The organism is Mesorhizobium sp. WSM4904, from assembly GCF_029674545.1.
Classification (GTDB): Bacteria; Pseudomonadota; Alphaproteobacteria; order Rhizobiales; family Rhizobiaceae; genus Mesorhizobium.
Genome location: NZ_CP121354.1, coordinates 936006 through 955571, shown reverse-complemented (window position 1 = coordinate 955571; position 19566 = coordinate 936006). Strand labels below are relative to the sequence as shown.

Annotated in this window: 21 protein-coding genes; 11 read left to right on the top strand and 10 right to left on the bottom strand. The window is 63.8% G+C overall.

What is annotated here, in order from left to right; translation table 11 throughout:
• Positions 1–179 precede the first annotated feature (179 nt).
• Positions 180–479, bottom strand: coding sequence for a hypothetical protein (locus QAZ47_RS04500; RefSeq protein WP_278232665.1), 300 nt, complete (start codon positions 477–479; stop codon positions 180–182).
• A 425-nt stretch (positions 480–904) separates the two neighbouring features.
• On the opposite strand from QAZ47_RS04500, the gene rlmN reads away from it, so the two are divergent.
• Positions 905–2140 carry a 23S rRNA (adenine(2503)-C(2))-methyltransferase RlmN gene (gene rlmN, locus QAZ47_RS04495; RefSeq protein WP_278232664.1) on the top strand — a complete coding sequence of 412 codons (1236 nt, stop codon included), beginning with the start codon at positions 905–907 and terminating at the stop codon, positions 2138–2140.
• Positions 2137–2604 carry a hypothetical protein gene (locus QAZ47_RS04490; RefSeq protein ID WP_278232663.1) on the top strand — a complete coding sequence of 156 codons (468 nt, stop codon included), beginning with the start codon at positions 2137–2139 and terminating at the stop codon, positions 2602–2604. The genes rlmN and QAZ47_RS04490 overlap by 4 nt, the downstream gene beginning before the upstream one ends.
• Positions 2605–2617: 13 nt before the next feature.
• Here QAZ47_RS04490 and QAZ47_RS04485 read toward each other — a convergent pair whose 3' ends face one another.
• Positions 2618–3259: a LysE family translocator gene (locus QAZ47_RS04485; RefSeq protein ID WP_278232662.1), complete on the bottom strand. Its 642-nt coding sequence runs from the start codon at positions 3257–3259 to the stop codon at positions 2618–2620.
• Between the two features lie 451 nt (positions 3260–3710).
• Here QAZ47_RS04485 and QAZ47_RS04480 point away from each other — a divergent pair, with 451 nt between their 5' ends.
• The gene (locus QAZ47_RS04480) at positions 3711–4934 is read left to right on the top strand and encodes an argininosuccinate synthase (RefSeq protein ID WP_278232661.1); all 1224 of its coding nucleotides are present in this window, start codon (positions 3711–3713) and stop codon (positions 4932–4934) included.
• A 143-nt stretch (positions 4935–5077) separates the two neighbouring features.
• On the opposite strand, the gene QAZ47_RS04475 is transcribed toward QAZ47_RS04480, so the two are convergent.
• Both QAZ47_RS04475 and QAZ47_RS04470 read right to left on the bottom strand, forming a co-directional pair.
• Positions 5078–5365, bottom strand: a complete 288-nt coding sequence (locus tag QAZ47_RS04475; RefSeq protein ID WP_278205790.1) for a GIY-YIG nuclease family protein — start codon at positions 5363–5365, stop codon at positions 5078–5080.
• A 298-nt stretch (positions 5366–5663) separates the two neighbouring features.
• Positions 5664–6461: a lytic transglycosylase domain-containing protein gene (locus tag QAZ47_RS04470; protein WP_278232660.1), complete on the bottom strand. Its 798-nt coding sequence runs from the start codon at positions 6459–6461 to the stop codon at positions 5664–5666.
• A gap of 280 nt (positions 6462–6741) precedes the next feature.
• Here QAZ47_RS04470 and QAZ47_RS04465 point away from each other — a divergent pair, with 280 nt between their 5' ends.
• Positions 6742–7344 (top strand): DUF1236 domain-containing protein, encoded by a 603-nt coding sequence (locus QAZ47_RS04465; protein WP_278232659.1) that lies wholly within the window; start codon positions 6742–6744, stop codon positions 7342–7344.
• 271 nt (positions 7345–7615) lie between these two features.
• Here the strand turns inward: QAZ47_RS04465 and QAZ47_RS04460 are convergent, their stop codons facing one another.
• Positions 7616–8542, bottom strand: a complete 927-nt coding sequence (locus QAZ47_RS04460) for an IS110 family transposase (protein WP_278233774.1) — start codon at positions 8540–8542, stop codon at positions 7616–7618.
• Positions 8543–9247: 705 nt separating this feature from the next.
• Positions 9248–9478: a hypothetical protein gene (locus tag QAZ47_RS04455; protein WP_278232658.1), complete on the bottom strand. Its 231-nt coding sequence runs from the start codon at positions 9476–9478 to the stop codon at positions 9248–9250.
• Between the two features lie 184 nt (positions 9479–9662).
• On the opposite strand from QAZ47_RS04455, the gene QAZ47_RS04450 reads away from it, so the two are divergent.
• From QAZ47_RS04450 to QAZ47_RS04425, 6 genes are all read left to right on the top strand, one after another.
• Positions 9663–10622 (top strand): type II CAAX endopeptidase family protein, encoded by a 960-nt coding sequence (locus QAZ47_RS04450; RefSeq protein ID WP_278232657.1) that lies wholly within the window; start codon positions 9663–9665, stop codon positions 10620–10622.
• A complete protein-coding gene (locus QAZ47_RS04445) occupies positions 10622–11563 on the top strand; it encodes a glycosyltransferase (protein WP_278232656.1) in 942 nt (313 codons plus the stop codon). The genes QAZ47_RS04450 and QAZ47_RS04445 overlap by 1 nt, the downstream gene beginning before the upstream one ends.
• An 873-nt stretch (positions 11564–12436) precedes the next feature.
• Entirely contained in the window at positions 12437–14026 is a 1590-nt protein-coding gene (gene ffh / locus QAZ47_RS04440) for a signal recognition particle protein (RefSeq protein WP_278232655.1), read from the top strand.
• Between the two features lie 7 nt (positions 14027–14033).
• Positions 14034–14360: a chorismate mutase gene (locus tag QAZ47_RS04435; protein WP_278077860.1), complete on the top strand. Its 327-nt coding sequence runs from the start codon at positions 14034–14036 to the stop codon at positions 14358–14360.
• 107 nt (positions 14361–14467) lie between these two features.
• Positions 14468–14869, top strand: coding sequence for a 30S ribosomal protein S16 (rpsP, locus tag QAZ47_RS04430; protein ID WP_278205784.1), 402 nt, complete (start codon positions 14468–14470; stop codon positions 14867–14869).
• Between the two features lie 84 nt (positions 14870–14953).
• The gene (locus QAZ47_RS04425) at positions 14954–15799 is read left to right on the top strand and encodes an acyl-CoA thioester hydrolase/BAAT C-terminal domain-containing protein (RefSeq protein WP_278232654.1); all 846 of its coding nucleotides are present in this window, start codon (positions 14954–14956) and stop codon (positions 15797–15799) included.
• 67 nt (positions 15800–15866) lie between these two features.
• On the opposite strand, the gene QAZ47_RS04420 is transcribed toward QAZ47_RS04425, so the two are convergent.
• The 3 genes from QAZ47_RS04420 to QAZ47_RS04410 form a co-directional block, all read right to left on the bottom strand.
• Entirely contained in the window at positions 15867–16130 is a 264-nt protein-coding gene (locus QAZ47_RS04420) for a YMGG-like glycine zipper-containing protein (protein WP_278077863.1), read from the bottom strand.
• 141 nt (positions 16131–16271) lie between these two features.
• Positions 16272–16799 (bottom strand): SRPBCC family protein, encoded by a 528-nt coding sequence (locus QAZ47_RS04415; RefSeq protein ID WP_278232653.1) that lies wholly within the window; start codon positions 16797–16799, stop codon positions 16272–16274.
• Positions 16800–16813: 14 nt separating this feature from the next.
• Entirely contained in the window at positions 16814–17224 is a 411-nt protein-coding gene (locus QAZ47_RS04410; protein WP_278232652.1) for a DoxX family protein, read from the bottom strand.
• A 144-nt stretch (positions 17225–17368) separates the two neighbouring features.
• Between QAZ47_RS04410 and QAZ47_RS04405 the strand changes: the two genes are divergently transcribed.
• Positions 17369–17776, top strand: coding sequence for an ACT domain-containing protein (locus QAZ47_RS04405; RefSeq protein ID WP_278232651.1), 408 nt, complete (start codon positions 17369–17371; stop codon positions 17774–17776).
• Between the two features lie 554 nt (positions 17777–18330).
• Here QAZ47_RS04405 and QAZ47_RS04400 read toward each other — a convergent pair.
• Complete coding sequence (locus QAZ47_RS04400) at positions 18331–19365, bottom strand: aspartate-semialdehyde dehydrogenase (protein WP_278232650.1); 1035 nt, start codon at positions 19363–19365, stop codon at positions 18331–18333.
• Positions 19366–19566 lie beyond the last annotated feature (201 nt).

The following is a 19566-nucleotide window of genomic DNA, read 5'->3' as shown; positions in this document are numbered from 1 at the left end:
TGCGCCCTCTTGGTGATGATCCGGCCTAGCACACTGAGGCAGCCGATCAAGCCCGTCGGTCAGGCTGGTTGCGCTCGCGGCCAAGCCCTCACCGGCAATTCCCCAAGAGCGCTTCACCAAGAGCGCTCGATCGACGATGCCGGATCCCGCCCGCGTCGCGCCGGCGGGATCCGGCTGGCTCACATGGCCATTTTTTCACATTCGGCCTGTGCCTTCTTGGTCGACGTGTCGATCATGTAGGCTTTGCCCTTGGCATCGGTCATCATCATCATGCAGTGCTTGATCGGCTTGGCCGACTTCATCATTTCGCTGCTCATTTTTGCGTCCGGCATCATGGTGCCCATGTGGCCGTCGGGCATGATCGCCGTCACCTGTCCTGCCTTCATCATCGTCATGGTTCCCATCGTGTCCTCGGCAAACGCCGGCGAGACGGACAGGCCGACAAGGCCGGCAATCGCGACAAGCTTGATCGAATGCATTCTGCTCACTCCCGTTTTGCGCGGGGCACAATTGCCCCTTTCAGATTTCGCCGCCGGGTGGCGAAGCGTTACGCCAACACGACTATGTGATCGGACCGAAGATGGCGCGCACGTCAGCGGTCACCGCCGAAGACCGGATACAAAGAGTAAGGTCGTTGCCGATCGGCGCCTCTCCCTTCTCCCCTTGTGGGAGAAGGTGGCCGAGCGAAGCTCGGTCGGATGAGGGGTGCTCCAGCGGAGTGAGACGCTGGCGTTTCCTGGAACACCCCTCAACCGTCTCGGCGCTGCGCGCCGATCCACCTTCTCCCACAAGGGGAGAAGGGAAGCCCCGCCCCATGACTCCGCCTGCAACCTGTGCTATGCGCCGCGCTTCATTTCAGGCACGATGCTGAAATCGGCCGCAAACCGCTTATATTGGCGCAACCATGACCCTTTCATTCGATCTGACCGCCGAAGGCGCGCGCGATGCCTTGCGCGCTCGTGCTGCAGCGACGGAGAAGCCGTCGCTGATCGGCCTGACCCGCGCCGAGCTTGGCGCCGCCCTCGTCGAGGCCGGCATCGTGCCTGAGCGCCAGGCCAAGATGCGCGCCCAGCAGCTCTGGCACTGGATGTATGTGCGCGGCGTCTCCGACTTCGCCCACATGTTCAACATCTCCAAGGAACTGCGCGCCGAGCTCGACAAGCATTTCACCGTCGCCCGGCCCGAAATCGTCGAGGAGCAGATATCTTCCGACGGTACGCGCAAATGGCTGTTCCGCTTCCCGCCGCGCGGCGCCGGCCGGCCGGTCGAGATCGAGACCGTCTATATCCCCGAGGAAGGGCGCGGCACGCTCTGCATCTCCTCGCAGGTCGGCTGCACGCTGACCTGCTCCTTCTGCCACACCGGCACGCAGAAGCTGGTGCGCAACCTCACGACGGAGGAAATCCTGGCGCAGCTGCTCACCGCGCGCGACCGTCTCGGCGACTTCCCCGACCGCGACACGCCGGACGGCGCCATCGTGCCGGCCGAGGGCAGAAAAGTCTCCAACATCGTCATGATGGGCATGGGCGAGCCGCTCTACAATTTCGAGGCGGTGAAGAAGGCGCTGCTGATCGCCTCCGACGGCGATGGCCTGTCCCTGTCGAAGCGCCGCATCACGCTGTCGACCTCCGGCGTGGTGCCGGAGATCGCCCGCACCGGCGAGGAGATCGGCGTCATGCTGGCGATCTCGCTGCACGCCACCAACGACGACCTGCGCGACCTTCTGGTGCCGATCAACAAGAAGTTCCCGCTGAAGGAGCTGATCGCCGCCTGCCGCGCCTATCCCGGCCTGTCGAACGCCCGCCGTATCACCTTCGAATATGTGATGCTGAAGGACGTCAACGATTCCCTCGACGACGCCAAGGCGCTGGTGAAGCTCTTGAAGGGCATTCCGGCTAAGATCAACCTGATCCCGTTCAACCCCTGGCCCGGCACCAACTACCAGAGCTCGGACTGGGAGACGATCGAGAAGTTCGCCGATTACATCAACAACGCCGGCTATGCCTCGCCGATCCGCACGCCGCGCGGCCGCGACATCCTGGCTGCCTGCGGCCAGCTGAAGTCGGAATCGGAGCGGATGCGCAAGGTGGACCGCCTGGCGCTGGAAGCCATGATGATCGCGGGGCACGGCGAGGCGTGAGGCGTATCGTCGCCTATCTCGTCCGCTTCGCCGCCATCCTCATCGGCTATCTCGTCGCCTCGCTGGCGGCGAGCGCCTTCCTCAACGTGCTTTTCCTCGGCTATTTCGGCTACGCGCCGGAGCCAGGACACCCGACGATCGCGCCCGCGCTCTATTTTTCGGTGCCTTTCCTGGCGCTGTTCGTCGCCTATTTCGGCTTCATGCCGGCGGCGGTCGTCATCCTGATCGCCGAAGTGCTGGGACGGCGCGACTGGCTGTTTTACGCGCTGGGCGGCGCCGTCATCGCCATCGTCTTCCTCGGCTTCGCGCATAATCTCGGCGACGGCGATTTCGATGTCGCCGACAACAATGTCAGGCTCGCGTTGATCGGCAGCGGCATGGTCGGCGGCATCTTCTACTGGCTCTCGGCCGGCCGCCGGGCCGGCAGCTGGCGCCGCGAGCCGCTGACCGATCCGGAAACCTGAGATCGGCGTAGGCTTACTTCGCCTGTGCAGTCAGGATCTTGAGCGCGAAGGCCGAGAACACGCCGCCGAACAGATAGTCGACCACACGCGTCACGCGCGGGCTCGCCTTCATCGCCGCCGAAAACTTCTCCGCCGCCAGCACCATCGGCGCCGTCACCGGGATCGACAGCGCGATGAACATGACGCCGAGGAAAAACAGCTTTCCGGGCGCGTTGGGATCATGCGCGGAGACGAATTGCGGCAGGAAGGTCATGAAGAACAGGATGATCTTCGGATTGAGCAGGTTGACGCCGAGCCCGGCCGCCCAGCTGCGGAGCAAAGAGATCCGAGGCCCTTCCTTCTTCTCCGGCGAGAAGGCCGAGCCCTTCGTCACCGCCTGCCAGGCCAGGAACACGAGATAGCCGGCGCCGAAGATCTTCAGCGCGAAGAAGGCCATCGGCGAGGCCACGATCAGCGCCGAGACGCCGACCACCACCAGCGTGGTATGGATCAGCGTGCCGCACAGCGCCCCGGCCATCGAGGCGAAGCCGGTGGCGCGGCCCTGGCTCAGCGTGCGCGACACGAACAGCGTCATGTCCGGCCCCGGCGTGATCGCCAGGATTATCGTGGCGATGGCGAACTGGATCAGCGTCGTGGTGTCGGGAATGAAGGACATTGCTCGCCCCTGCGGGATGGATCGAAGACCCTATAGCGCGGCCAGCCAGGGCACGCTAGCAACTGGCTGACGTGGCCTCTGGTCCAGCATCGCAACAGACAAGCGGTCCGGCGCAACCGCTTCAGGCAATCGTCGAGGTCGGCGCCGCCCCTCATTGCCCTGCCGGGCATTTCTCCCCGTATAGTGACGGGGAGAAAGGGCTGGCTGCGCCGTTGGCCCTTACCTTGCAACGCTGGGGATTGGCGAAATCATCGATGAGAGCGCCCCTCTCCCCGTCACTATGCGGGGAGAGGATGCCGGCAGGCAGGTGAGGGGCAGCGCTGACGCCCGTAACGAGTGGGGGCAAAGTCAAACCTGAAGTGATGGCGCTGGATCTGCCTTCGTCTCTTGCATGAGCCGGAAACCCCGTGATACTCGCCCGCGAACCTTCTTTACCCGCGGAACCGCCAAAATGTCCAAGTTCAAAGACGTGAAGAAAGTCGTGCTCGCCTATTCCGGCGGCCTCGACACGTCCATCATCCTGAAATGGCTGCAGACCGAGCTCGGCGCCGAGGTCGTCACCTTCACCGCCGACCTCGGCCAGGGCGGCGAGCTGGAGCCGGCGCGCCGCAAGGCCGAGATGATGGGCATCAAGGACATCCGCATCGTCGACGTGCGCGAGGAATTCGTTTCCGACTTCGTCTTTCCGATGTTCCGTGCAAACGCGGTCTATGAAGGCACCTATCTGCTCGGCACCTCGATCGCCCGACCATTGATCTCCAAGCATCTGGTCGAGATCGCCAAGGAAACCGGAGCCGACGCGATTGCGCATGGAGCGACCGGCAAGGGCAACGATCAGGTCCGCTTCGAGCTTTCCGCCTACGCGCTCAACCCCGACATCAAGGTCATCGCGCCGTGGCGCGACTGGTCGTTCAAGTCGCGCACCGACCTCCTCAACTTCGCCGAGCAGCACCAGATCCCGGTGCCGAAGGACAAGCGCGGCGAGGCGCCCTTCTCGGTCGACGCCAACCTTCTGCACTCCTCCTCCGAGGGCAAGGTTCTGGAGGATCCGTGGAGCGAGCCGCCGGAATTCGTCCACCAGCGCACCGTCTCGCCGATGGACGCACCCGACGTCGTCACCGAGATCGAGATCGAGTTCCTCAAGGGCGATCCGATCGCGCTCAACGGCAAGAAGCTGTCGCCGGCCACCATGCTGGCGGCGCTCAACGACCTCGGCCGCGACAACGGCATCGGCCGCCTCGACCTGGTCGAGAACCGTTTCGTCGGCATGAAGTCGCGCGGCGTCTACGAGACACCCGGCGGCACCATCCTGCTCGCCGCCCATAGGGCGATCGAATCGATCACGCTCGACCGCGGCGCCGCCCACCTCAAGGACGAGTTCATGCCGCGCTATGCCGAGCTCATCTACAACGGCTTCTGGTTCTCGCCCGAGCGCGTCATGCTGCAGGCGATGATCGACAAGAGCCAGGAAGACGTCGAAGGCACGGTCCGGCTGAAGCTCTACAAAGGCAATGTCATCGTCACCGGCCGCAAGTCGAAGAAGACGCTCTATTCCGACGCGCTGGTCACCTTCGAGGACGATCGCGGCGCCTACGACCAGAAGGACGCCGAAGGCTTCATCCGCCTCAACGGGCTGAGGCTGCGGACACTGGCGGCAAGAAACCGCAAGGGATGACGCTGCTGATCTCCCCCGCAAGGGGAGTGCTGTCCCGGCAGCCCATCCTTCGTCATTCTAGGGCGGAGCAAGGAGCGAAAGCGACGCGCGCAGACCCTAGAATCCATGCCGTGACGGTTGAGAGCCGCCACGGTGCAGAACGTTCACCAGCCAGTTCCGCGAAACAACTCGAACCATTCCGGATTGCTCTTCTCGATCAATTCCACCTTCCATCGGCGTGGCCAGCGCTTCAATGACGTCTCACGCTGGATCGCGTCGGCGATGTCGAAATACTCCTCGTACCAGACGAGACGCTGCACACCGTAGCGGCTGGTGAAGCTGGAGCTTTGGCCGGTCTTGTGCTCGGGCATTCGACGGCCGAGATCATTGGTGACGCCGATGTAGATCGTGCCGCCTTTCTGGCTTGCGGTCATGTAAACATAGCCTGTCATGCCGCGATCTTAGTTGGCGCAGTCATCGGCGGCTATTCTCGACCGTTGCATTTCTTGGCTGAGGTAACGGAATGGATTCTAGGGTCTGCGCGCGTCGCTTCGCTCCTTGCTTCGCCCTAGAATGACGAAGGATACGTTGCAGCCTTCACGCGCAAGGATCCTCTCCGTCGCTTCTGGCGACATCTCCGCCGGGGCACCCGAGAGGGAGATTCCTGCTTCCCGGCTTTCGCCGATCTCAAGCCCAATAAGGAAAAGCCCGGCGCGTGGCCGGGCTTTTCGTTGGAATGGGCATATTCGGTCAGTCGGCGTCGATCGCCTCGGCGATGCGGGCGATGGCCTGCTGGTAGACGCTGGCCGAGTTCCAGCCGGCGATCGCGCCCATGTTCGCCTCATAGCTCGCGCCGGCCTGCCAGCCATGACCCTTGAGGAAGTTGGCGGTGGAGGCGAGCGCGGTGTTCCGGTCGCGCAGATTTCCGCTGCCGACGCCGTACTTCAAGACGTTTCCGGGCAGGAACTGGGTGTGGCCGATCTCGCCATGCATGGCGCCCACCGACGAGGCGCTCAGCGCGCCGCGATCGACCAGCTTCAGCGCCGCGATGGCGTGAGGGGTAAAATAGTCCGGGCGGCGGCAATCATAGGCCAGCGTCAGAATGGCCGAGACCGTGTTCTGGTTGCCCATGGACGCACCGAAGCCGGTCTCCATGCCCCAGATGGCGAGCAGCACGCCCGGCGGCACGCCGTAGGTCTGTTCGATCCTGTCGAACATCGCCGCGTTCTGCTTCTTCAGCGCACGACCCCTGGAAATGATCGCAGCCCCGCCCCGGCGCTTCATGAACGCCTCCACCGAGCCGCTGAAAGCCTTGTGGATGGCGCGATCGGCGGCGATCGTCCTTGTTGCGTAAGTGGCGCCGGCCAGCGCGGACAGACCCCTCTGCCCCACGCCCTCGGCCTGTGCTTCCGCCGCAAACTGCTGCTTCCAGGCATCGAAGCCAGCGCCGCTCTTGCCGCAGCTGGCCGCCGCCTGCGCGCCCGTCGCCAGCCCAAGTGCCGCCACAACAGCGGCCATGAAAATCCTTCCCTTGGCAAAAAATGCCATGTCGTTCTCCTGGTTGCCTGAATCACGTCCCGGTTGCAAATCTGCCAGCGAAACGCCGGATTGTCACCGCCCACGAGGGGCTGCGCGGCGCTCGACGCTGGCGAATGCCGGGGAATTTGCCCACGATCAAGCATTTATTATGGCAAGATTGGCTCATCCGCACCCAAGATGCTGCAGGACGTGGAACAATTCGTGAGCGGGCGGCAAGCGCTTTAGCCGGAACGCATGAGGCCTGGTTTCGTTTTCGAGCCCGAGGGAGCGTTGAAAACGGAGAAAAGCCATGAAAAGCGTATTGTTTCCGGCGCTTGCCGGTGCGCTGCTCGCCATGCCGGGTGCGGCCCTTGCCGACACGCCGGTCTCGGCGTTGACGGATCTGAACGTCCGCGCCGGCCCGGGCCCGCAATATCCTGTGATCGGCGTGCTGGCGGCCGGCCAGTCGGCTACGCTCAGGGGCTGCATCGCAAACAGCAAATGGTGCACCATCGCCGAAGCCGGCGGCAACGGCTGGGTCTATTCCGACTATGTGACGGGCGACTTCGGCGGCAGCCGCGTGGTGCTCACGCGCCGGCCGGCCGATGCCGACATCGCCGTCGTGTCGCCGCCGGCTGACGATGTCTATTCGCAGGACGACTACACCGGCGCCATCGTTGCCAGCGATCCGGTTGATCCGATCGCCAGGCCGCCGGCCGAGGTAGGCACCTACGTCACCACGCATCGGGTCGACCCGATCTATCTCGAGGGCGAAGTGGTGACCGGCGCGGTCCTGCCCGACACGGTCGAATTGCGCGAGATCCCGGACTACAACTATCGTTATGTCTATGTGAACAACCAGCCGGCGCTGGTGGATCCCGGCACGCGGCGCATCGTCTATGTGATGCGCTGACCAGGCTTGATTGCCATGAGAAGAGCGGCCGCCAGCGATGGCGGCCGTTTTGCTTGCTCGTTGGTGGCTCAGCCGGCTTGCATCCGTTCAATGCGGCGCCGCATACATTTGGGATTGGCCGAAGCGTCTGGACTTCGTCATCCACGGGCGGAGCGGAAGCGAAGCGGACGCGTAGACCCGAGGATCCATTCCGTGACCCCGGCCTAAGAAAGCAGCGGAGCAGAATCTGCACCGCTGGCATCGCTCTGACGTAACGGCATGGCAACTGTGTTCATGCGAATGCGGTTTTGTCGCGCATGATAGCATTGAGGACGACCAAGAGCTTCCTTGCGACGGCGATGATGGCGAGTTTCTTGGAGCCTGATCGGGCGGCAAGTGCGCTGTAGAAGGACTTGAACCGGTCGCAGGTTCGGATGGCCGTGAGGGCCGCCATATAGAGGGCGCGGCGCACGCGTGATCGCCCGCCCTGGATCTGGCTCCTGCGGTTGAGCTTGCCACTCTTGTTGTCGAACGGGGCAAGGCCGGCGAGTGCGGCGATCGCCTTGGGTGAACGCTGGCCGAGCTCGGGCAGGTGCGCCAGGAGCGAGAGCGCGCCGACCTTGGAGACACCCGGCACGGAGATCATCAGCGTGTAATCGCGGGCGGTGTCCTCGGTTTGACGAATAACGTTGGCGATCCGGCTCTCGAGCGCATGGATGCGTGTGTCGAAGGCGGCAATCGTTTCTTCAAGGTCGGCAATGACAATCTCGTCGAAGGCCTCAGCGAGGTGCTTCTTCAGCGTTGCCCGCATCTCGACCAGATGGTCGCGGTAGCGGGCAAGCGATTGAAGCTGCTCGTTTTGTTCACACGGCGCCGGCTCGGCCGCCGGCTGATAGCGACGGCCATAGTCGCTCAGCATCCTGGCGTCGAGACGATCGGTCTTGGCGCGCCGTCTCGTCGACTTGGCATAGTGGTGGGTATGGGCCGGGTTGTGCCGCGAGAACGGCACGCCGGCCTTGGCCAGCGCGTGGCGCAGCAGCCGGTCATGCACGCCTGTCGCCTCCATGACGACGAAGTCTTGGCCGGGACGAAGGCCTGCCACATAGGCAGCGATCGCATCGGCCTGGTTGTCGATGCGCCGAAAACGGCCGCTTGCCTCGTCAAAAAAGTCTAGCCACTGCTTGGAGATGTCGCAGCCGACATAGTTCTGCACTATCATGTCCACGCCTCTTCCTGTGGTGCGGGGTCTGCTTGGAACAGCCCCGTGCAACTGTTCAGGTTGATGGTTCACCGGTGGGAAGGGACCGGGCCATGCCGCGGCCTGTCCGAAAGGACGACCAGGATCCACTCGGCCTCCTTCCCACTTCAACCATACACCGGAACCAACACACAGGATCCTATGGTCTGCGCCGCGTCGCTTCGCTCCTTGCTTCGCCATAGGATGACGATTACGTGTTTCTGGTTAGTCCATAAACTGTAGAGCTTGCGCGATACGGTTCCGCCGCACAACTCCAATAATCTCGTGATTATGGATTGACGCGGATTATCTCAGCAATGTTGGCCCGCCATTGTCTTCGTCACGCATCCTACGGCGCTCCAAGCGGGCTACGCTCAAGATGCCGTTTAGGTGAGTGATTAGCTGGTTGACGCCCACCTTAAAAACATCTCTCGGCGTGGCGTCAGCGGGAGCTTTCATCATCATAGAAAATTCGTGCCATCTGAGCGAAAGGCACCAACTGCGAATTGGCTCTATGTCAAACGCTGCTTCAAGTTGGTGTGCAAACTTGTTGCGAATTTTACCGACGGCGCGTGAGATCGTCTCGCACCGTCTTGCAGATTAGTCCGAGACAGTAACATGCCGTCACGCGGCTTGAAAAAGTGCCCCAACGGACAATCGACACCAACCAGCCTCTTCGCTTCTTTCTCATCGTCCCACCATAAAATTGACGAGCATATGTTCTAAGATGTTATCAAGAAACGTCGCACCTACTATTGCGACAGCGCGCTCGTCTACCGTTTCCCGCTCGTTGAACAGCTTATGAAAGGCCAACAGCGAATCATGTTGTTGCCAATACCGTCCCAGGTCCTTGTCGGCAATGATCGCCTTAGTCGGCTCATTTCGGGCGTCAACGGGCTTCGCCTGTTGGCCTTCCATCGGTACACGTCCTTTCGGTTCTCTATGTCCCGGATCACGATAATGACCAGTCGAATCGAATATGGAATACGGTAGTCGCGTTGTCTTACACCGCAAACTGGGTGATTGCCGCCCATAGCGATTGCGCCAAAACCGCCGATCTCCTAGATCATGCGACCCGAAAGCGTCCGGCAGGGGGACCCGCGTGATCATCGACAGTACCGCCTTCGAGCGCTACCGGCGCTCGCCCAACCGGAAAACCACCTTGCTCCGGCTCCTCATGGGAACGGGGATCGTCGTTGTCTTCTGGCTCGCCGCGACACTTGTCGTGCTCGTCGCCGGCACCTACGCCTTCATCGTCTTGCGTCTTCCCGGCCCGGCGACCGGACAGCCGGTCCAGGATTTCCTGGCCTCGCCTGTCGGCATCCTCACCGCGCTGGCGTCGTTTGCCGGCATCTGGATCGGTCTTTGGGCGGCGATGCGCTTCGTGCATGGCGAGCCGCTCTCGGCGCTGATCGGCGCCGATCGCCGCATCTCGCACGGCGGTTTTCTCAAGGGCCTGGTCGCGGTTCTGATCACCTCGTTGTTCTCCGAGGTCCTGCTCTATTTTCTGCAGCCGGAAATCGCCCGCGGATCGATGGCGTTCTCGTCCTGGCTGCTCTCCCTCGTGGCGATCGTGCCGCTCGCCTTTCTGCAGACCTCCTCGGAAGAGGCTCTGTTCCGCGGCTACCTGCTGCGCGGCCTCGCCAGCCGGTTTGGCAGCCCGCTGATCTGGGCCGTGCTGCCGGGGCTTCTGTTCACCGCGCTGCATTGGAGCCCGGCCTCGACGCTGGCCATCAATGCCTGCGTGCTGGTCTCGATCACCGCCTTCGCGCTGCTGCTGACGCTGCTGGTCTATGTGACCGGCAATCTGGGCGCCGCGTTCGGCGCCCATCTCGGCAACAACCTGACCGGCTTCCTGCTGATCTCGCACCAGCAGGGTTACAATTCCTTCGCTCTGTTCAACGCCAAGCCGCTTGAAGGCCCCGGCTGGACGAATTGGGACGCCGCTCTCATCGCCGCGATCGGCATCGCGAGCACGCTGCTGACGATGCTTCTGCTTTTGCATCGCCGCTCGCCCCTGAAGGTCGGGCCGGCCGATCCGCGATCCGGCGGGCTCTTCTGATGCGCATCACGCTGGTGGCGGAACGCGCCATTCCCTGCAAAGGCTATGGCGGCACCGAGCGGCAGGTCGACTGGCTGGCTAATGAGTTTTCCCGCCTCGGCCACAAGGTCGTCCTCATCGCCGGTCGCGGCTCGAGCCATCCGCTTTGCGAGGTGCGGCAGGTGTCCTCGGCAGCCGAATGCCGCGCCGCGATCCCGGCCGACGCCGACATCGTGCATTTCAACGGCTGGTATATCGAGACTCCGCGCCCGGCGCTCTACACAATGCACGGCTTTGCCCCGGACTTCCCGCGCCGGGACCAGAACTGGAGCTTCGTCAGCGCCAGCCACGCGCGCAATCACGGGCGGGAAACTTTCGTCTATAACGGATTTCCGGTCGACGCCTATCGCTTGTCCGCTGCCAAGACGGACCGGCTGCTTTTCCTGGCCGGCATTGCCCGCGTCGGCAAGAATCTCAACCGGGCGGTCGATCTCGCCAAGACCTTCGATTTCCGGCTCGACATTGCCGGCGGCTCGCGCTGGCAGCTTTTGCTGCGCTCGAAGGTCCGGCGCCAAGGCGTCTTCTTCAAGAGCCTGGGGCCTCGCTTTCGCTACCACGGCACTGTCGACGGCGACGAAAAGCTGCGCTTGCTGGGAGAGGCCAAGGCCTTCCTCAACCCGATCGCCTGGGAAGAGCCGTTCGGCATGGCGCCGGTCGAGGCGATGCTTTGCGGCACGCCGGTGTTGACGACGCCGCGCGGCGCGCTGCCGGAAATCGTCGACGATGCGACCGGACGCCTGTTCGATACCGATGCCGAGTTCGCTGAAGCCTTCGCCGACATCGCCGCGCTTTCGCCAGAGCGGTGCCGGGAATCCGCCGCCGACCGGTTTCCCATCGCCCGGACGGCACAGGGATATCTAGACCTCTACAAGCGCATCCTGGACGGCGAAAGCTTGCCGTGAGCCTTTCCCTTCTCCCCTTGTGGGAGAAGGTGGATCGGCGCGCAGCGCCGAGACGGATGAGGGGTGCTGGAAGAAACGCGACGCTTGAATAGGCAACCATTTTAGGTGCTTACGTCTTTGAGGCAGCGATCCGTCCAACACCCCTCGTCCGACCGAGCTTCTCCCACAACAAGGGCTCGGGGATGCACACATCCTATGTGACAGGCGTGAATGATCGGGCCGAGGCTTGATTGCCACGTGGTTCCCCCAATCCGTCGCTGCTTCGCAGCGCCACCTTTCCCCCCTCCGGAGGGAAAGGAAGGGAGCCTTGCTGGACGAGCGTTGACGGCAAAAAGCCTGGCCCCTTTCCTCTACCCCGTCGATCGGGGGAGAGGTGGCTCGGCGAAGCCGAGACGGAGTGGGGTCGACCAGCGCTACATTAGACAATGCGTGCGCCAAGCCATGCACGCTATTGCCAAAGACCAGCCGCTTGGAAATGTGTGCATGCCGTAGACAACAAGGGGAGACGGAGGAGCGCGCTCGGCCCAAGCCTTGACTCTGCCGCCGATTTCCTGTCTAGACGCGCACGAATTCCGCGACGAGTACACCTTCGCGAAAGCCGACCAGGACGCCGACGCCTCTTCGAGGCAGGAGCTGTAAACCGATCCTGGAGGCCAACACCCGGCAGCGCGATGCGCCCCCGGGTGTTTTTTGGCTTTGCGCTTTTGCTTGGCGACCCGACGCGAACGCACTACCTCTCGGGCATCCACGGGTGCCAGAGAAAAGGAAGAAGAATGTTTGAATCACTGCAGGAACGCACAAGAGGCGTGGAGGGCCAACGGCCCGACAGGGATCAACATGAATCCAAGGCGCTCATAGAGGGCGGTTTGATCAATGTTTGAGTCTCTGCAAGAGCGCCTTGGCTCCATTCTGAACGGCCTGACCGGCCGCGGCGCGCTGTCAGAGGCGGATGTCTCGGCGGCCCTGCGCGAGGTGCGCCGCGCGCTGCTCGAGGCCGACGTCGCGCTGGAGGTGGTGCGTTCCTTCACCGACAAGGTGCGCGAGAAGGCGGTCGGCGCCGCGGTGCTGAAGTCGATCAAGCCCGGGCAGATGGTCGTCAAGATCGTCCATGACGAGCTGGTCGAGATGCTCGGCGCCGAGGGCGTCGCCATCGACCTCAACGCGCCGGCGCCCGTCGTCGTCATGATGGTCGGCCTGCAAGGCTCCGGCAAGACGACCACCTCGGCCAAGATCGCCAAGCGGCTGACCGAGCGTCAGAACAAGAAGGTCCTGATGGCCTCGCTCGACACGCGGCGCCCCGCCGCGCAGGAGCAGTTGCGCCAGCTCGGCGAGCAGACCAAGGTGGCGACCTTGCCGATCATCGCCGGCCAGAGCCCGGTCGACATCGCCAGGCGCGCCGTTCAGGCGGCGAAGCTCGGCGGCCATGACGTCGTCATCCTCGACACCGCCGGCCGCACCCATATCGACGAGCCGCTGATGGTCGAGATGGCCGACATCAAGAAGGTGTCGTCGCCGCACGAGATCCTGCTGGTCGCCGACTCGCTGACCGGCCAGGACGCCGTGAACCTGGCGAAAAGCTTCGACGAGCGTGTCGGCATCACCGGCCTGGTGCTCACCCGCATGGACGGCGACGGCCGCGGCGGCGCCGCGCTTTCGATGCGCGCCGTCACCGGCAAGCCGATCAAGCTGATCGGCACCGGCGAAAAGATGGACGGGCTGGAGGAATTCCACCCCAAGCGCATCGCCGACCGTATCCTCGGCATGGGCGACATCGTCAGCCTGGTCGAGAAGGCCGCCGAGACCATCGACGCCGAGCAGGCGGCGGCGATGGCCAAGAAGATGCAGTCGGGCAAATTCGATCTGAACGACCTTGCCGCGCAGCTTCAGCAGATGTCGAAGATGGGCGGCATGGGCGGCATCATGGGCATGATGCCGGGCATGGGCAAGATGAAGGACCAGCTCGCCGCGGCCGGCTTCGACGACAGGATGTTCCGCCGCCAGCTCGCCATCATCTCCTCGATGACCAAGGCCGAGCGGGCGAACCCCGATGTCCTGAAGCACTCGCGCAAGAAGCGCATCGCCGCCGGCTCCGGCACCGACGCGGCCGAGATCAACAAGTTGCTCAAGATGCACCGCGGCATGGCCGACATGATGAAGGCGATGGGCGGCAAGGGCAAAGGCGGCGGCATGATGCGCGGCATGATGGGCGGCCTCGCCTCGAAGATGGGCCTCGGCGGCATGATGCCCGGCGGTGGCATGCCGGATCTTTCCAAGATGGATCCGAAGCAGCTCGAAGCCCTGCAGAAACAGGCCCAGGCAGCCGGTCTCGGCAAGGGCCTGCCGGGCGGGCTGCCCGGCGGACTTGGCGGCAGTGGCCTGCCGGGCCTGCCCGGCGGCATGAAGCTGCCGGGTCTTCCCGGCCTCGGCGGCGGCGGGCCGCCCGGTCTTGGGAAAAAGAAGTGAGGGGGCGATGAACGAGGAGAAGGACATGGCCGACGCACGCGCCGTTCTGGCGGGCTACCGCGCTTCGATCGACAACATCGACGCCGCCCTCATCCATATGCTGGCCGAGCGCTTCCGCTGCACCAAGGCGGTCGGCGTGCTGAAAGCCGAGCATGGCCTGCCGCCCGCCGATCCGGCGCGCGAGCAGCAGCAGATCGCCCGCCTTCGCCAACTGGCGAAGGATGCGCATCTCGACCCGGATTTCGCGGAGAAGTTCTTGAACTTCGTCATCCGCGAAGTGATCCGCCACCACGAACAGATCGCCGCGAACAACGGCGTGACGAAAGCCGGCTAATCAAGTGCATGTCGCCCGAAACTGCGCAGCGGTTTTGGGACAACGACTTGCACAAGACAAAAGCCACAAACCCGATCAACGAAATCAGAGCTTTTAGGAGATAAAGAATGGCACTGAAGATCAGACTGGCCCGCGCGGGCTCGAAGAAGCGTCCCTACTATCACGTCGTCGTCGCCGACGCCCGTTCGCCGCGCGACGGCCGTTTCATCGAGGCGCTCGGCTCGTGGAACCCGCTGCTGCCGAAGGACGGCGAACGCGTCAAGGTCGACGCCGACCGCGTCAAGCACTGGCTGTCGCACGGCGCCCAGCCGACCGACCGCGTGCTGCGCTTCCTCGACGAAGCCGGCATCGCCAAGCGTCCGGCCCGCTCGAACCCGACCAAGGCCCTGCCCGGCAAGAAGGCGCAGGAACGCGCCGCCCTGCTGAAGAAGGCCCAGGAAGACGCCGCCGCCGCCGTTGCCGCCGCATCCGCGGCACCCGCCGAGGCGGAAGCCGCCACCGCCGAGTAAATACTGCTTCATCGCATCGACAGAACGGCGGGCCAGTGCCCGCCGTTTTGCTATTGTTCGTAGCGGCGTTCGAGCGGATGACGAATGGGCAAACCGGCAATCACCGAAGAAACCCTAACTGGTAGCGTTGCCGGAACGCTGTTGCGGCGCCTTGGCGCCACGACGGGCATCGTCGTGTTGAGCGGATCGAGCGGCCGTGTCGACGTCGCTCGCGCCCGGCTGTTCGCCGATGCAGGCGCGTCGGCTGTCGCTCTCCGGTGGTTCGGCGGCGACGGCCAGACCCCCGGAATTTGCGAAATCCCGATCGAGACATTTTTCGCCGCGACGGACCGTCTCGTCGGATTGGGATGCCGGCGCATCGTCTATGTCGGGACGTCCAAAGGCGCCGAGGCCTCGCTGCTGGCATCGGTTCATGACCCGCGTATCGATGCCGTGGTCGCAATCAGCCCGACATCGGTCGTCTGGGGCAATATCGGGCCGGGCCGCGACGGCGTCAGCTGGCCTGAGCGGTCGTCATGGACGATTGCCGGGCGTCCTTGTCCGTTCGTTCCGACCGATCCGGATTGGAAAGCGGGCCACGTCGATGGCCTCGTGTCCTATCGAGGGCTTTTCGAGCATTGCCTGAACATCTTCCCGGATAAGGCGCGCGAGGCCGTCATTCCTGTTGAGGCAACGGCGGCGGAGATCGTCCTGATTGCGGGCGGCGACGATGCGCTGTGGCCGTCGCTCGACTTTGCCGAAGCAATCGCGCGGCGCCGAAAGGATGCTGGAAAGAGCGCGAGGCTGGTGGCGGCACCCGACGCGGGTCATCGGATTCTGTTGCCAGGCGAGAGCACCTCTCGGTCGACATTGCACGCGCATGGCGGCAACGACGCGGCCGATGCTAGCCTGGGCCGCGAAGCCTGGGAACATATCCGGGATTTGCTGTAACGCCGTCAAAAATCCGAAACGGCGGGTCCTCGCCCGCCGTTCCTATCTGCTTGAACGGTAAATCAGCTCAATAGCCTGACGGGCAACGCGCGATATAGACGCGTCCGTAGCGGTCGCGGTAGCGACACTGGCCGCTTTCGCTGGCATGGCCGATCAATGCGCCGGCGACCGCGCCGACGGCGCCTCCGACAATGGCCCCTTGGGTCGGGTTGTTGGCCACGGCAGCGCCTACAGCCGCACCGCCCAACCCGCCGATCGCAGCACCCTTTTCCGTTTGCGAGCAAGCGCCGAGCGCCGTCGCCAACACCAGAATGACCATCGCTTTCTTCATTGCGGTTCCTCTCTCACGCGGATCGCCGTCCTCGCCGCCATGTCTTTAACTCGCAGACGGCTAATTTGATCCCGAGGGCAATGAGGATTGCCGGCGCAAGTTGCGCCGGCTGTCAGCTATATTGTTGTAGCTGCTAATTTTTTACCGTTCGGTGGCGCGCTTCAGATTGTCGAGACCGGCCTCGAAGTCCTTGCCGATCAGCGCATCGAAATTCATGAACAGACCCATCAGCTTGGCTATGAAAGGCCGGGCGCCGCGCATCGACCAGGTGACGTTGGTGCCGTCGCCTGACGGCGACAAAGTGAAGTCGACCGTGTTGTTGGCCCGAAACGGCTTTTCGAAGTCGAGCTTCAGCGAGACCAGCGACGACGGCACCGAGTTGGTGATCTCCATGCGTCCCTTGCCGGCCTTGCTGTTACCTTCCCAGGCATACACCGCGCCGTTGCCGCTGTCGGCGCCGGAAAGCGTGCGCTGCATGTTCGGATCGAGCTTTTCGAAGGGCGACCAGGCTCGCCATTGCTTGAAATCGTTGATCAGCGGGAAGATCGCCTCGGACGGCGCCTTGATGCCGGCGGAGCGGCTGACGACGAAATCGTTCGGCCGCGTCGCGGCAAGGACGAGCACGGCGGCGACGATCACGACCAGGATGACGAGGATGGTGGCAAGCATCGTTCCCCTCCCACTTACCGGCTGAACGGGATCAGCGCGCGCACTCTTGCATCGCGCAGATAGAGCCCGCCCCACAGCATAACACCGAGATAGACGCCGAACAGCGTATGCGAGAACAGCGGATTGCCGATGCGCACATGCGTGGAAATGGCGCCGCCCATATAGGCGGTGAGCAGGATGGCGCCGAGCACGGACGTGCGCGGCAAGGCATAGAGCGCCGTCGAGATCAGCCCGATGATGCCGAGCAGCCGCGCGATGTTTGGATCGGCCGGCCAGCCGAGCTGCCCCATCGTCTCGGTGACGACTGAGAGCGGCGGCAGCTTGATGACGCCGTCCAAGATCATGAACAGGACCACGATGGCGCTGAGCACGCGCCCGGTCCACAAGGCGCCGTTCGAGACGGGCGCGGCTGTTGAAATGCTCATTGGCGTTCCCTCCAGTTGGTTCGAGCCCCTGGCCGTTTGCCAGCTTCGAGCCAAGGACGGGGAAGAGCGGGGCTATCCTACAAGGGTCGATGCACTTTTCCCAAACGCGTGGTTCAATGGATGGGTGGACGGGAAGGAGACACCATGACCGGCGAGACCGACCTGCAAAGACTGTTGGCGTCGATGACGCCGCAACTGCTGCCCGACGTCCATGTCTTCGCGACGCTGGCGCCGGGCGTAGCCGTGCCGGACGGACTCCATCCGGTGATGAGCTTTCGCGAGCGGGAAGGCCTGACCTTGATCGTGACGGAGGACGCGGCGAAATCAGCCGGCCTCGCCGGCACGTTCCGCTGCCGGATGATCACGCTGAATATCCATTCCTCGCTGCAGGCTGTCGGCTTCCTTGCTGCCATCACGGCCCGTCTTGCCGCGGCCGGCATGGGCGTCAATCCGGTCTCGGCCTTCTATCACGACCATCTGTTCGTGCCGGCGGAGCGGGCGCAGGAGGCGCTGGCGATACTGGCAAAGCTGGCTGCGGAAAGTGGCGGCTAAGCATGTATCCCGAAAGCGGGACCGGTTTCGGGACAAGACATTCTTGAAATCAAAGGCTTAAAGCAGGTCGCCTTCCCTTCTCCCCTTGTGGGAGAAGGTGTCGCCGAAGGCGACGGATGAGGGGTGTTCCAGCTTGGCGATATCGTTCGTCCAGCGATTGGGTCGCCAGCGTCTCACTCCGCTGGAACACCCCTCAACCGTCTCGGCGCTGCGCGCCGATCCACCTTCTCCCACAAGGGGAGAAGGAGGAGGTGCTACAAGCCCGCGACTGCGGGCCGCCGGTCGTCCGGCGCCCCGCGGAGGGCCAGCCGCGAAGCGGCGGTGCGGCCCGTGAGCGAAAACCCAACGGCCGAAGGCCGAGCCCGCGACTGCGGGCCGCCGGTCGTCCGGCGCCCTCGCGGAGGGCCAGCCGCGAAGCGGCGGTGCGGCCCGTGAGCGATAACCCAACGGCCGAAGGCCGAGCCCGCGACTGCGGGCCGCCGGTCGTCCGGCGCCCCCGCGGAGGGCCAGCCGCGAAGCGGCGGTGCGGCCCATGAGCGATAACAAAACTGCCGTCAGGCCGCCTTCTTCTTCGGCTGGATCAGGCCGCGCTCGACCAGGAGCTCGGCGATCTGCACGGCGTTGAGGGCCGCGCCCTTGCGCAGATTGTCGGACACGACCCACATCGACAGGCCGTTGTCGACGGTCGAATCCTCGCGGATGCGCGAGATGAAGGTAGCGTCCTCGCCGGCCGATTCGAGTGGCGTGATGTAGCCGCCGTTCTCGCGCTTGTCCAACACCTGGCAGCCGGGAGCGTCTCGAAGAATTTCCCGCGCGTCGTCCGCCGTGATCGGCTTCTCGAACTCGATGTTGACTGCTTCCGAATGGCCGATGAACACCGGCACGCGCACGCAGGTCGCCGTCAGCTTGATCTTGGGGTCGAGCATCTTCTTGGTCTCGGCGACCATCTTCCACTCTTCCTTGGTGAAGCCGTCGTCGAGGAAGACGTCGATATGCGGGATAACGTTGAAGGCGATGCGCTTGGTGAACTTCTTGACGTCGACCTGGTCGGCGACGAAGACCGCGCGGGTCTGGGTAAAGAGTTCGTCCATGCCTTCCTTGCCGGCGCCGGAGACCGACTGGTAGGTGGCGACGACGACGCGCTTGATGGTGGCGACGTCATGCAGCGGCTTCAGCGCGACGACCAGCTGCGCCGTCGAGCAGTTCGGGTTGGCGATGATGTTCTTGCGCGAGAACAGCTCGACCGCGTCCGGGTTCACTTCAGGCACGATCAGCGGCACGTCCGGGTCGTAGCGGAAGGCCGAGGAATTGTCGATGACGACGCAGCCCTGCTTGCCGATCTTGGGCGACCACTCCTTGGAGACGCTGCCGCCGGCCGACATGACGCAGATGTCGGTATCCGAAAAGTCGTAAGTGTCGAGCGCCTTGACCTTCAGCGTGCGGTCGCCGAAGGACACTTCGGTGCCCTGGCTGCGCCGCGAGGCCAGCGCCACCACTTCGCTCGCCGGGAAGCCGCGCTCGTCCAGAATGTTGAGCATTTCGCGGCCCACATTGCCCGTGGCGCCGACTACCGCAACCTTGAAACTCATCGATATCTCCTGTCCCTCTCCGCTTGGTTGTTGGAGAAAACCCGCCGGCCTCATGCGGGTTCCGTCCCCCGGGCCGAACCCGGGAGAGGGTGGTTAGGCCAAGGGAATCACACCGTTTTGGTGGTGGTTTTGGCCGTAGTTTTGCTGGAACCCAGAATCTTGCTGGAACGGAGGGACGCGCCGAAGCGCCCGGCCCGATGC